12 protein-coding genes are annotated in these 13,851 nt (G+C 46.5%); 11 read left to right on the plus strand and 1 reads right to left on the minus strand.

Annotation, left to right across the window (positions count from 1 at the left end):
• Positions 1-150: 150 nt before the first annotated feature.
• The 6 genes from ileS to HPY28_RS16470 all read left to right on the plus strand — a co-directional run bounded on the left by ileS (position 151) and on the right by HPY28_RS16470 (position 7,279).
• Positions 151-3,231, plus strand: coding sequence for an isoleucine--tRNA ligase (ileS, locus tag HPY28_RS16445; protein WP_173624004.1), 3,081 nt, complete (start codon positions 151-153; stop codon positions 3,229-3,231).
• A gap of 68 nt (positions 3,232-3,299) precedes the next feature.
• Positions 3,300-4,232 carry a ring-cleaving dioxygenase gene (locus HPY28_RS16450; RefSeq protein WP_017252113.1) on the plus strand — a complete coding sequence of 311 codons (933 nt, stop codon included), beginning with the start codon at positions 3,300-3,302 and terminating at the stop codon, positions 4,230-4,232.
• A 141-nt stretch (positions 4,233-4,373) separates the two neighbouring features.
• Positions 4,374-4,991 (plus strand): NAD(P)H:quinone oxidoreductase, encoded by a 618-nt coding sequence (gene wrbA / locus HPY28_RS16455; protein ID WP_017252112.1) that lies wholly within the window; start codon positions 4,374-4,376, stop codon positions 4,989-4,991.
• Between the two features lie 219 nt (positions 4,992-5,210).
• Positions 5,211-6,071, plus strand: coding sequence for an MBL fold metallo-hydrolase (locus HPY28_RS16460; RefSeq protein WP_174230953.1), 861 nt, complete (start codon positions 5,211-5,213; stop codon positions 6,069-6,071).
• Positions 6,072-6,409: 338 nt separating this feature from the next.
• Positions 6,410-6,580, plus strand: coding sequence for a hypothetical protein (locus HPY28_RS16465; protein WP_017252110.1), 171 nt, complete (start codon positions 6,410-6,412; stop codon positions 6,578-6,580).
• A gap of 6 nt (positions 6,581-6,586) precedes the next feature.
• Positions 6,587-7,279, plus strand: coding sequence for an aspartate/glutamate racemase family protein (locus tag HPY28_RS16470; RefSeq protein ID WP_174230954.1), 693 nt, complete (start codon positions 6,587-6,589; stop codon positions 7,277-7,279).
• Between the two features lie 93 nt (positions 7,280-7,372).
• Here the strand turns inward: HPY28_RS16470 and HPY28_RS16475 are convergent, their stop codons facing one another.
• Positions 7,373-7,843 carry a pentapeptide repeat-containing protein gene (locus tag HPY28_RS16475; protein WP_173624001.1) on the minus strand — a complete coding sequence of 157 codons (471 nt, stop codon included), beginning with the start codon at positions 7,841-7,843 and terminating at the stop codon, positions 7,373-7,375.
• A 231-nt stretch (positions 7,844-8,074) separates the two neighbouring features.
• Between HPY28_RS16475 and HPY28_RS16480 the strand changes: the two genes are divergently transcribed.
• From HPY28_RS16480 to phnW, 5 genes are read left to right on the plus strand one after another with little or no spacing between them, the layout of a single operon-like run.
• Complete coding sequence (locus HPY28_RS16480) at positions 8,075-9,151, plus strand: putative 2-aminoethylphosphonate ABC transporter substrate-binding protein (RefSeq protein WP_017252107.1); 1,077 nt, start codon at positions 8,075-8,077, stop codon at positions 9,149-9,151.
• A 17-nt stretch (positions 9,152-9,168) separates the two neighbouring features.
• A complete protein-coding gene (locus tag HPY28_RS16485) occupies positions 9,169-10,218 on the plus strand; it encodes a putative 2-aminoethylphosphonate ABC transporter ATP-binding protein (protein WP_173624000.1) in 1,050 nt (349 codons plus the stop codon).
• A gap of 5 nt (positions 10,219-10,223) precedes the next feature.
• Positions 10,224-11,933: a putative 2-aminoethylphosphonate ABC transporter permease subunit gene (locus HPY28_RS16490; RefSeq protein WP_174230955.1), complete on the plus strand. Its 1,710-nt coding sequence runs from the start codon at positions 10,224-10,226 to the stop codon at positions 11,931-11,933.
• 3 nt (positions 11,934-11,936) lie between these two features.
• Positions 11,937-12,731 carry a phosphonoacetaldehyde hydrolase gene (gene phnX, locus HPY28_RS16495; RefSeq protein WP_174230956.1) on the plus strand — a complete coding sequence of 265 codons (795 nt, stop codon included), beginning with the start codon at positions 11,937-11,939 and terminating at the stop codon, positions 12,729-12,731.
• The gene (phnW, locus tag HPY28_RS16500; protein ID WP_174230957.1) at positions 12,728-13,846 is read left to right on the plus strand and encodes a 2-aminoethylphosphonate--pyruvate transaminase; all 1,119 of its coding nucleotides are present in this window, start codon (positions 12,728-12,730) and stop codon (positions 13,844-13,846) included. The genes phnX and phnW overlap by 4 nt, the downstream gene beginning before the upstream one ends.
• Positions 13,847-13,851 lie beyond the last annotated feature (5 nt).

Here is a 13,851-nt window from a genome sequence, read left to right on the forward strand (position 1 = left end):
TTCCTCCCAATCAGTATTCCTATTCACTAGCAAGGTATAGAAAGTCGCTATAAACGAGATCGGTGCTTCATTCAATATCGAGATTTTGGGGAGGCACAATTTTTCTGGGCTTTACCCAATCTTAATATATACGGAGGAAGGATGAAAGACATGAGAAAAGTGGATGTGAAGGAAAAAGCCAGAGTTCGAGAGTATCGTGTCTTGAATCAGTGGAAACAAGAGAATACTTTTAGAAAATCAATTGATAATCGGGCGGGGAAACCGAACTTTGTGTTTTATGAAGGGCCTCCTACAGCCAATGGTTTACCTCATATTGGTCATGTTCTCGGTCGTGTGATTAAAGATTTCATCGGTCGCTATAAAACAATGTCAGGATTCAGAGTCGTCCGAAAAGCTGGATGGGACACTCATGGCCTTCCAGTAGAGCTTGGCGTGGAAAAGCAGCTTGGCATTTCGGGAAAACAGGAGATTGAAAATTACGGAGTCGCCAAATTTGTGGAAGAGTGCAAAAACAGTGTGTTCGAATATGAAAAGCAGTGGCGAGAACTTACTGAAGGCATAGCCTATTGGACTGACATGGAGGATCCCTACGTCACTCTGACTAACGATTATATCGAATCTGTCTGGCACATCTTGTCTGTCATCCATAAAAAAGGTCTATTGTATAAAGGACACCGCGTGAGTCCATATTGTCCTGACTGCCAAACGACACTAAGCTCTCACGAAGTGGCGCAAGGCTATGACAATGTCAAAGATTTGAGTGCAACGGTGAAATTCAGAAGCAAGACTGGGAGGGATATCTTTCTTGCTTGGACAACTACGCCATGGACACTCCCGTCTAATGTGGCTTTAGCGATCAACAAAGATATCGAATACGCGCGGGTAAAACAGAACGATGAGGTATACGTAGTTGCTAAAAATCTTGTAGAGAAAGTAATGAAAGAAAACTATGAAATATTGTCTACGCACAAAGGATCAGAATTCATAGGGACAGCTTATGAGCCGCCGTTTGATTTTTTTCATGTAAATAAAGGTCATATCGTCGTAGATGCTGACTATGTCAGCGATACAAGTGGTACTGGTATTGTTCATACGGCACCCGCGCACGGGGAAGACGATTATCGCACATGTATTCAGCACGGACTGGATTTCGTTAACGCAGTAAATCTGGCTGGACGATACACGGATCAAATCAGCGATTACGCCGGACGCTTCGTCAAAGATTGTGACGTCGATATCGTAAAAAACTTGTCTTTCCGTAATCTTTTGTTCTCTAAAGAACGTTATGAGCACAGCTATCCTTTTTGCTGGCGCTGTAAATCTCCTCTTCTTTACTATGCTATTGAAAGCTGGTTCATCAAAACGACAGCGATAAAAGAACAGCTTATTGAAAACAACAGGAAAATTGATTGGTACCCTTCCCATTTACAAGAAGGACGTTTTGGTAAATTCCTGGAAGATCTCGTCGATTGGAATATCAGCCGGAATCGGTACTGGGGAACTCCTCTGAACATCTGGCTTTGCCAGGATTGCGGGACTGAGTATGCTCCAGACAGCCTGAAAAACCTGCGCGAAAAGTCAGTCGAGGTCGTGAATGAAGACCTAGAGTTACATAAACCTTTCGTAGATGATGTCAAATTGCGTTGCTCATGCGGTGGAACCATGAAAAGAACACCAGAAGTCATCGATGTTTGGTTTGATAGCGGATCGATGCCATTTGCCCAATACCACCATCCTTTTGGTGATGAGAAACTGTTCCAGGAGCAGTATCCTGCTGACATAATTTCCGAGGGCATCGACCAAACAAGAGGCTGGTTCTTTAGCTTGCTGGCGGTATCCACACTGTATAACGGAAAATTGCCATACAAAGCGGTCATTTCAACTGGGCACGTTCTTGATGAAAACGGACAAAAGATGTCTAAAAGTAAAGGGAATGGCATCGATCCTTGGGAAGTCATAGAAGAATTTGGGACTGATGCGTTCCGGTGGGCCCTGCTTTCTGACAGTGCACCGTGGAGCAGCAAGCATTTTTCTAAAAGAATGGTAGCCGAAGCGAAGTCTAAAGTGATCGATACGATTCATAATACGCATGTTTTCTATTCGCTATATGCAACGATCGATCAATACAGGCCTGAGGACTACCCTCAAAAAGCGTTTGAGAACGAGTTAGATCGCTGGCTTCTTTCGAGGCTGAATTCCACCCTGCAAAACGTAGTAAAAGGGCTTGAAACATACGACTTTCTAAATCCGGCAAAGCACATAGAAGCGTTTATCGACGAATTTAGTAATTGGTACATCCGCCGTTCCCGTAACCGTTTTTGGAGCAGTGCGATGACTGAAGACAAGGTTTCCGCCTACCAAACACTACACAAGGTGTTATTGACGGTGGCCCGCATGATTGCGCCGTATGCACCACTCATTGCAGATGACATCTATAGAAATCTTGGTGGCGAAGAAAGCGTGCACCTAACAGATTATCCACAGGTGAATACGGCAGTTATCGATGAAACTCTCGAAAGCGAAATGGAAACCGCCCGTCAAATCGTTGAGCTGGCTCGGAACATCAGAAACGAAAGCGGAATCAAGACACGCCAGCCTCTGTCCGAACTTATCGTCTCCATAGACCGCCCGTTCAACATGAGTAGGTTCGCGAACATCATCAAAGATGAGATAAACGTAAAAGAAATCCGAGTAGAGCAAAGTGACAGCAGCTTTATTACCTATCACTTTAAACTTAATTTAAAAGTTGCCGGTAAAAAATACGGGAAACTCGTTGGAACGATTCAAGATCGTTTGAAGCAACTATCCATCACCGAAGCCAAGCAAGTTGTGGACAGGGGTTTCTTGGATGTCATTCTTTCAGACGAAGCCGTCCGTATTACGCTTGATGAACTGCTCGTAGAAAAGCATGGTAAGCAGGGCTTTGCTACTGCTTCGGGTTACCGAATCAATGTTGCTTTGGAAACGACGATAACAGAGGAACTAGAACAGGAAGGGATGGTTCGTGAAGTCATCCGCGTGATTCAAGATTACCGTAAGAAAATGAATTTCCCTATCGAAAAACGAGTGATACTTACTCTTGATGTCGATGACCAGATGAAAGTAGCGTTGGAACGTTTTGATCATGTTTTGCAGGAAAACGTAATATTGTCGGAGATCAAATTTGTTAAAAAAATAGGCATGGAGACGGTTTCGATTGGGGACAAAAACTTCGGGTTACTGATTGAATAACAAAAATATGGAATTATAACCCTAAATACCAAATAGGCAAATTCAATTGGACAAAGGAGTGTACGAATATGAAAACGATGGGTATTCACCATATTACTGCAATTGTAGGTCATCCACAGGAAAATGTGGATTTTTATGCAGGAGTATTAGGTTTGCGTTTAGTAAAACAAACGGTTAATTTTGATGATCCAGGAACATATCATTTGTATTTTGGAAATGAAAGTGGAAAACCGGGAACCATTATCACATTTTTCCCATGGCCAGGTGCTCGCCAAGGAGTAATCGGCGGCGGTCAAGTGGGGGTAACTTCTTACGTTGTCCCGAAAGGTGCTATGGACTTTTGGGAAAAAAGACTGGAGAAATTTCAAATCCCTTTTGTAAAAATGGAACGGTTTGGAGAGCAGTATTTACAATTTGACGATCCCCATGGCCTGCATTTGGAAATAGTTGAAAGAGAAGAAGGGAAAGCTAACACCTGGAATTTTGGTGAAATCACTTCCGCGTTCGCAATAAAAGGATTTGGCGGAGCTACACTTTTATCCATACGTCCGGAAAAAACCGGAGAACTATTGGAAAAAGTGATGGGCCTACAGATGATTGGTACAGAAGGTGATTTCATCCGGTTTCGTTCCACAGCTGATATCGGAAATGTGATTGATCTAAAATTATCACCTATGGCTAGAGGAGCTATGGGCGTTGGAACAGTACATCACATTGCTTGGCGGGCTTTACATGACCAAGATCAATTGGTTTGGAAAAATTATGTTGAAGCACATGGTTATGGTGTTACCCCTGTACAAGATCGAAACTATTTTAATGCGATTTACTTTAGAGAGCACGGCGAAATTCTTTTTGAAATCGCAACAGATCCGCCAGGCTTCGCTCACGACGAGTCACATGAGACCATGGGAGAAAAACTGATGTTACCTGAACAATATGAACCGCATCGAGAACAGATTGAACGTGTGTTGTTGCCATTTCAAGTAAGAGAATTAGACTAACTTACGCTGGGACTTCAAAAAGAGCTTAAAAGGTAACAACTACCCTATGTTTTTATGTCGAATCAGGTTTACCACTTGAACGAGATGGATATCGTAGAGTGTGTTGTATAACGAACTATTTTATTTAAGGAGATTTTTTACATGAATATCAAACTTGCAATTGTGTATTACAGCTCCACCGGAACTAACTTTCAATTAGCTCAATGGGCTGCGGAAGGGGCAAAGGAAGCCGGCGCGGAAGTGAAAATCTTTAAGGTTCAAGAATTGGCATCTCAAGCAGTGATTGATAGGAATCCGGCTTGGAAAGCCCATGTGGAAGCCACAAAAGATATTCCAGTTATTACACCGGATGACATCGTTGAAGCTGATGCCATTATTTTCAGTACGCCTACACGTTTCGGAAACATTGCCGCCCAAATGAAACAATTTTTAGATACAACAGGTGGAATCTGGTTCCATGGAAAAACGGTTAATAAAGTGGTAAGTGCAATGACTTCTGCTCAAAACGCTCACGGTGGTCAAGAAGCGACTATCCTTAACTTATACACCTCCATGTATCACTGGGGGGCAATCGTGGTTGCTCCAGGATATACTGATGCTTCCTTGTTCGCTGCCGGAGGGAATCCGTATGGAACAAGCATATCTGTCGATCAAAACAATCAAATTGTTGGAGATAAGGAAGCTTATCAAAATGCCGTTAAACATCAAGCGAAGCGTGTGGTTACGGTAGCTGAATGGGTTAAAAAAGGAATGCAATAAAAAATTATCTCTATACAAGGAAAGCATATAATCGTGATCCGAATGAACGTGAGACAACTAACGTACGGGTAATTCACGGGGTATCTACAAAAACGCCTGGTAACACGGGCGTTTTTTGTTTGTGCGAGGGGGAAGTGTTGTGTGATACCATGGGAAATATTGCTGAGTCATTCTGTAGAGAGAAAATTACATTGGCGTATTTGGAAAGGGGAGAAGGAAATGTCCACGATCGAACAGATTACCGAGCATATCTTGATTATGCATGCAAGTCATGACACGGATCGCCCCATCCTAGCAGCCATTACGGGGGCAAGAAAAACCCTCTTGATTGATGCTGGAAATTCACCAGCGCATGCCGATTTGTTTCGTCAGGAGTTGCAAAGGCTAGGCGTTCGTCTTCCAGATCTGCTCATACTGACTCATTGGCACTGGGATCATACATTCGGAATGTCAGCATGGGATCTACCTACCATCGCGCAGGCAAAAACCGCAGATTCATTGAGCAAACTGATGGGGCTGGAATGGTCGGATGAAATCATGGAACAGCTCTGTAAGGAGAAGATCATCAATGCCAGCACGATGGCGAACATCAAAAAAGAGTACGGAATGAACCGGGACTTGATCCGAATAGTCGAGCCGGATATCCTATTCGATGAATCGATCACGATCGACCTTGGTGGCGTGACATGTCAGGTGAACCGTGTCGGAGGAGATCATTCGGAAGATTCGTGCTATGTGTACGTAAAAGAGGATCAAACGCTGTTTTTGGGAGATGCTTTGGGTCCCTCAGTCTATGGCGGACCGCGCAGTTATACAGCCTCTCGTTTTCTACGCGTGTTGAAGCAAGCGTACCAGTCTGAAGCAATCCTTTTCGTGGAATCGCACGGCCGGCCATTGGATCGAGCTGCCTTTCAAAAGGAGCTCAGTGATTGGGAGCAGCTAGCTCTGCTCACAGAGCAATACGGGCAAAACAGAGAACGGATCGTAAGCGAGATGTGTACCTTCCTCCGGGTGTCAGAGCTTCCTCGTGAATTTTCAGAAGCTCTCGAATGGTTCATGGTAGGGGCTGCCTATCAATGATCCGATTCATTGGGTTGGTACCGCAAAATTGAAAGTAAGGTATATGATTTGCAATATTGTACAAACTGATAATAAATACGGAATTGCAGATGTGTTTCCTATAACCCACGGCTGGTTAAGCCATACACAATTAGTTAGGCCATTTGATTTCGTTCGTGACCCATAATTCTTAATTGAATGATGGGTTTTTTTATTTTGTATGAGTAATATCGTTTTGATTGTTTCAAGTGAATCCCTGTTGGTGCTCTTTTTCATAAAGGTGATTGGACTATTTATACGTCGCTCTAGATGGGAGATAGTGGTATATTGGATCATAACGGAAATGGAAGGAGACAGCCATGGAGAGACACCGAGTATTGTTGCTCGGGGGAAGCGGCTACTTGGGGAGTCAAATCTATCATGAGCTTTTGCAGCGATACTGCAAGAGTTTTCACGAACGGCTACAGACCCGTTGTCGTCAGGCGGGATGGGAAAATGCAAATGGCAACGATAGCGACAAAGGAGAGTAGAGAACAATGAAAACAATCGGATTAATTGGCGGCATGAGCTGGGAGTCCTCCTTGGTCTACTACCGTTTGATCAATGAAACCGTCAAGGCGAGGCTGGGCGGTCTGCATTCGGCGAAAAGCATTATGTATTCCGTTGATTTTGCCGAGATCGAAGAAATGCAACGAGAAGGACGATGGGAAGAAGCAGGCGAGCGGATGGCGAGTGCGGCGAAAAGTCTGGAAGCGGCAGGCGCCGACCTGATCGTTCTCTGTACAAATACGATGCACAAACTGGCGTATGCCATCGAGGAAGCGACCAGTTTGCCGTTTCTTCATATCGCGGATGCGACAGCCCAAGCGATCACGAACCACGGGCATAAACGAGTGGCACTGCTTGCGACGCGATTTACGATGGAGCAGGGGTTCTACACAGGACGGCTGCGTGACATACACGGATTAGAGGTACTGCTTCCGGATGAAGAAGAGCGAAAACTTGTCCATGACATCATTTATCATGAGCTGTGCGTCGGAACTATTCGTGAGGAATCCAAGCGTACATATCAGGCGATCATTGAGCGATTGGTCAAGGAAGGTGCTGAGGCAGTCATCCTCGGTTGCACGGAAATCGGTCTGTTGATCACAGCCGAAGATTGCACGGTTCCGGTATTTGATACGACTGCGATTCACGCAGAGGCGGCTGTGGAGGCTGCTTTGCAGTAGAAGATAGGAAAAAACAAAAGACTTAGCGCATCCCATTTTCTACCTGAATGGATGACTGAGTCTTTTTTTGTGCAAACGAAATGTGAATGTCCTTTATTTGTCCTTGAGTAAATCCGAAATCAAGATTCCGTTTATTTTCAACCCAGTAATGTCGCAATCCGTTATCTCCACATTGGATAAATCACAATTTTTGAATTGCCCACGAGTAAGGTTACAGCTGTGAAAGCTTACCGGTTTATACTGCCCATCGGGATTATAATTCCCATCTCCCTCATTCGGAAGAACCACGTTATGAAATTCTGTTCCAAACAAATGTGCCTGATCAATAACAGCGTGGCTAAGATTAGCATGCTGAATGTCTAAGCCTGACAAGTTTGCGTTCGAGATTTTGATTCCACTCATATTCACATCATTCAAAGTCATTTGACTCATATTTACGTTGTTGATTTTGGTCTTTGCCAAGCTGACATTATCCATATCAAGTTCCTCAGCTCTAACCTCCTGCCATTTAGAACCTGATATATCCGCCATTTGCAAATCCAACGGTTCCACCTTTAGGTCCATCCTCATATCCCCCTTTGAATTATGAATGAAGGCGTTTGTAACTTCGACATACGCCTTATATTTCCTTTATTACCCAGTTGTTTTTATTTGTGTTAAAATCCAACTAAACACAACTAAATACACATAAAAACAATCTATTAACGTTTCGTTCACATCCGCTTAATATTTTCCCCGTAAGATTGGTTTCGTAGGAAACAAGCAATGAACAATCCGCAAAGAGGAGAGGTTCTTATGAAAAAATGGCATTATCCTTTACTTGCTTCCGTTCTATCAATCGCGTTTTTAGCAGGATGTGGACAATCAACAGGATCGCAACCAAACACACAAGCTTCCAAAACGGAAAGTACAACCGCCTCAGGAGAGATTACTGTTTATACGGCGCTGGAGGATGACCAGATCAAAACGTATTTGGAATCCTTCAAAGCAAAATATCCAGATGTAAAGGTCAATATCGTCCGTGATTCTACAGGGATCATCACAGCAAAGCTGCTGGCGGAAAAAGACAACCCACAAGCAGACGTCGTATGGGGAACAGCAGCGACAAGCCTACTCGTACTCGAACAGCAAGGCATGCTCGAGGGGTATTCGCCAAAAGGAATCGAGAAAGTATCCCCGGAGTTTAAGGATTCCAAAGAACCTGCTAGTTGGGTAGGAATCGATGCGTGGGAGACAGCGATCGCGGTCAATACCAAAGAGCTAGAAAAACGCAATTTGCCTATCCCACGCTCATATGAAGACCTGATCAAGCCGGAGTACAAAGGATTGATCGTGATGCCGAATCCAGCGTCTTCTGGAACTGGGCTGCTCACGATTAACGGAATCATGCAACTGAAAGGCGAGCAAGAAGGCTGGGCGTACCTTGACAAGCTGCATGCAAATATGGCGATCTACACACATTCAGGCTCGAAGCCAGCGAAAATGGCCGCATCGGGCGAATATCCAATTGGCATTTCCTTTGGCTACCGTTCGATTACCGAGAAGAAAAAAGGTGCACCCGTTGAAGTCGTCTTTCCAACAGAAGGCTCGGGTTGGGATGTAGAGGCGAATGCCTTGATGAAAAAGAGTGAGATCAAGCCAGAAGCCAAGCTGTTCTTGGACTGGGCCATCTCCGATGAAGTCATGAAAGCTTATAACCAGAACTTCGCCATCGTCAGTGTCAAGCAAGAAGGCGCGACACTCCCGGAAGGTTACGCAGTAGATCCAATCAAGCAATTAATCAAACTCGACCTGAATCAAGCCGCACAAAATCGTGACAACATCTTGGGTGAGTGGGAAAAACGATACGCGACCAAGAGTGAACCTAAGTAAGCAGCGAGGAGAACAGCATGACACAATCCTATCTATCCATTCAAGGGGTCAGTAAACGCTTTGGTTTGTTTGCCGCATTGGAGCACATTTCCATCGAAATTGACAAGAATGAATTTGTTTGTCTGCTCGGTCCCAGTGGCTGCGGTAAAACGACATTACTGAGAATGCTGGCTGGATTGGAGCAGCCGACGACAGGCAAGATGATCCTGGGAGGCAGGGAGATTACTTCCCTGCCACCAGCGAAACGAAACATTGCGATGATGTTCCAGTCGTACGCCTTGTTTCCCAATTTGACGGCTGCCGAAAACATTGCCTTTGGCCTGCAAGAAAAGAAGCTGGGGAAAAAAGAGATCGCAGCCAAAGTAGAAGAGGCGCTAGACATGGTAGATTTGTCTCATGCCGCCGCCAAATATCCCAGCCAGCTCTCAGGCGGTCAACAGCAGCGAATTGCCTTGGCGAGAGCGATTTCTCTATCGCCGGATGTCTTGCTTTTAGATGAACCACTATCCGCATTGGATGCAAAAGTAAGACAAAAGCTGCGAAGGGAGATTCGGCGTTTGCATGAGCAGTACGGCATGACAACAGTGATGGTCACGCATGACCAGGATGAGGCATTGACCATGGCAGACAAGATCGTCGTCATGGATCACGGCGAGGTCGTTCAGGTAGGTACACCCGAGGAGATCTATAACAAACCAGCCACTCCGTTTGTTGCTGATTTTATCGGAGCGATCAACTTTTTTGAGTACAGTCGCTTTGAGAATGCGCAATCTGATCCGAATCGCTTACTTGCGATCAGACCGGAGCATGTGCGGCTTTTGCAGAACGAGTCCGAATGTGCCATACCTGCGACTATTTCCGAGATAGAATTTCGCGGTGCTTTTTACCGAATCTTTCTGGAGTGGCAAGAGGAAGGTCAGATAAAAAAAGAGCTTCTGACAATCGATTTGATAGCGGCCGAGGCACAAAGACTTGGAATTGCCCGAGACAAAAAGGTGTGGCTAGAGTTTCCGCTGGAGAATTTGCTGACCTTTGAGCATGCGCCAGCCATAGAGGAACAGGGGTGAGCAGCATGAAGGAAATGACATCGATCTTCGATGGAAAAGCCATGCAAAAGTGGCTCATCGCTCTCATCGTTCTTGGATTGTCAGCGAGTGTTCTGTTGCCAATTGGCCAGCTGTTTTCCAAAGCATTCTATAACAAGAACGGTCAGTTCATCGGCCTGGACAATTTCGTTACGTACTTTTCCACGCCAGCACTGGCAGGGTCGCTGAATAACACCTTGTATATTTCTGCGATGACGACGCTGATCGCAGTTACGCTCGCTTTTCTGTTCGCGTATGCCTTGACGCGCAGCGGGATTCGTGGAAAACGAGTCTTTCGGGCGATCGCACTGCTGCCGCTGTTTGCGCCCACGATGATGCACGGAATCGCCCTGACCTACCTCTTTGGGAATCAAGGGCTGGTGACGACGGGGATCTTCGGGTTGCTCCCGTTTCAATGGGACATCGATCTGTACGGCCCAGTGGGGATTATTTTGGCGGAGATCGTCTATGTTTTCCCGCAAGCATATTTGATTCTCGCTGTTTCTCTTGCTTTTGCCGACTATCAGCTGTACGAAGCGGCGGATACGCTCGGAGCGAACCATTGGCGCAAGTTTTTTGTAGTGACGATTCCTAGCGTGAAATACGGTATCGTCAGCGCCTGCTTTGTCTGTTTTACTCTCTCGTTTACTGACTTCGGAGCACCAAAGGTTGTCGGCGGACAGTTTTCCGTACTGGCGACAGACGTCTACAAGCAGGTCATCGGTCAGCAAAATATGACGATGGGAGCAACGGTTGGGCTGCTTTTGATTATTCCCGCTCTCGTGGCGTTTGTCGTGGACCGGATTGTTGAGCGGAAGCAACACGCGGCTGTAACAGCCAAGTCCAAACCGTATCGAATCAAGGAGAATCGTTTGCGTGATTTGTTTTATTCCATCCTTTGTGTGAGCGTCAGCGGATTTTTGCTGCTCCTCATGGCTGCGGTGGTGCTAGCTTCTTTCATCAAAGTATGGCCGTATAATCTGACTTTTGGCTTGGATCATTACGACTTTTCCAACGTTGCTGGAGAAGGGATCGAGCCACTGTGGAACAGCATTCTTGTCGCCTTGCTGACGGCAGTAATCGGGACGGCGGTCACGTTTATTACCGCCTACACGATTGAAAAATCCCAAGTGTGGAAAGGGCTTCGCCAAGCTGGATACTTCCTGTCGATTCTCCCGCTGGCATTGCCGGGGATGGTCATTGGACTAGCGTACATTTTCTTCTTCAACAATCCGTCGAATCCATTTCACGGTATGTACGGAACGATCTGGATTTTGATTTTGGCGAACGTCATTCATTTTTTCGCAGTAGGCTTCATTACAGCAACGAGCGCGTTGAAAAAGCTCGATCCCGAGTTCGAGCAAGCGGCAGAGTCCATGGGGATCTCGCAGACAAAGCTAATGTGGCGCGTCACGATTCCCGTCTGTATGCCGGCGATTGTCGAGATGGCTGTGTACTTTTTCATCAACTCGATGGTGACGATCTCGGCGGTTGTTTTTCTGTACGCAGCGGATTTCAAGTTGGCATCTGTCTCCATCGTCAACATGGATGACGCCGGGGATGTGGCTCCGGCAGCAGCGATGTCGGTATTGATCGTCTTCCTCAACATCATCGCACGTGCTGGTGCAGAATGGATCGCATCCAAACTTCGCAAGCGGACAACAGGGTCCTACCAAGAGAAAGGTCAGGTGGCATAAAGCATGAAAGCAGTAGTATTTGATTGGGCAGGAACGATGGTAGATTACGGATGTTTCGCTCCTTTAGCTGTCTTTTTACAGGTGTTCAAAAAACGGGGGATTGAGCTGACAGCAGCAGAAGCGCGCGAACCGATGGGGATGCTCAAGCGCGATCATATCCAGGCACTTTGCAAAATGGAGCGGGTAGCAGCGCTATGGCAAGAGCGTTACGGTCGACTTCCAAATGAAGCGGATGTGGACGAATTGTACGCTGACTTCGAACCGATGCTGATGGAGACGCTGCACGAGTACGCCACTCCTGTTCCGGGAGCAATTGAATTGGTAGGACTACTTCGCGAGCAAGGAATCAAAATCGGCTCGACCACAGGCTACACGAGGGACATGATGAATGTTGTAGCAGCATCGGCTAAGCAACAGGGCTACGAACCAGACGTACTTGTCACCCCAAGTGAAGTGCCTGCTGGACGTCCATTTCCATGGATGTGCTATCAAAATGCGATTCTACTGGACGTATTTCCAATGAACGAGATCGTCAAGGTCGGTGATACGACGAGCGATATGAAAGAAGGAAGAAACGCCGGGATGTGGACCGTTGGCGTCCTGAAGGGTGGAAGCGAACTCGGCCTGTCCTTGGAGGAAGTGAATAGCATGCCACAGGAAGAGCTGGATAAAAGACTGGCTATCGCAACAGAACGACTGATGGCGGCGGGTGCGCACTACGTGGTCGCGGAGATCGGATGCTTGGATGAGGTGCTAAAAAACATCGAGATGCTTCATGCAGAAGGAGAGAGACCATGAATCAGACACGACTAACCGACAATTCGTACTTGTTGCTCACCCCCGGACCATTGACCACTTCATCAACCGTACGCGAGGCAATGCTGCGGGATTGGTGCACGTGGGACCGTGATTACAATGAACTCGTACAGGCAATTCGCCAAAAGCTCGTCCGATTGGCAACCTCCCAGGTAGAGGATTATACGAGCGTTTTGATGCAAGGCAGCGGGACCTTTTGTGTGGAAGCGGTGGTGAGCAGTGCGATTCCCACAGACGGCAAGCTGCTCGTCCTGACGAATGGCGCATACGGGGATCGGATCGTGGAAATGGCACAAGTCCATGGAATCGCAACAGAGGTAATTGACTTTGGTGAAGTGACAAAGGCCGATGGAGAAGCTTTGGAGCAAAAACTCGCGGCAGATGCAACGATTACGCATGTGGCTGTGGTGCATTCGGAAACGACTACCGGCATGCTTAATCCCATCAAAGAAATTGGTGAAGTCGCCAAGAAGTACGGAAAAGTCTATATCGTAGATGCGATGAGTAGCTTCGGTGGCATTCCGCTGGATGCAGCACAGCTCTCGATCGACTTCCTGATCTCTAGCGCAAACAAATGCATTCAAGGCGTGCCTGGTTTCGGCTTTGTCGTTGCCAAGACGTCAGCGCTCATCCGATGCAGAGGGATTGCCCGTACGCTGTCCCTCGATTTGTACAGCCAGTGGAAGACGATGGAGGAGCAAAACGGAAAGTGGCGCTATACTTCTCCGACTCATGTCGTGCGAGCCTTTTATCAAGCACTGATAGAGCTTGAGGCAGAGGGGGGAGTTGAAAAACGGTACGAGCGTTACCAGCGAAATCAGCAGTTACTCGCAGAAGGCATGGAGCGTATCGGTTTTCGCATCCTGTTGCCAAAAGAATCGCAATCGCCTTTCATTACTTCCTTTTATTATCCCGAAAGCGAGGCGTTCACCTTCGCGGAGCTGTATGAACGTTTGAAGCAGGCAGGTTTCGTCATTTATCCGGGCAAAATCTCGCAAGCGGACACGTTTCGGATAGGCAATATCGGAGAAGTTTACCCCGAAGATATTGAGAGATTAATCGCTGCGATGGAAAACAATCGTTTCTGGCTGGAGTAAAGAAG

Source organism: Brevibacillus sp. HB1.2 (assembly GCF_013332495.1).
Classification (GTDB): Bacteria; Bacillota; Bacilli; order Brevibacillales; family Brevibacillaceae; genus Brevibacillus; species Brevibacillus porteri.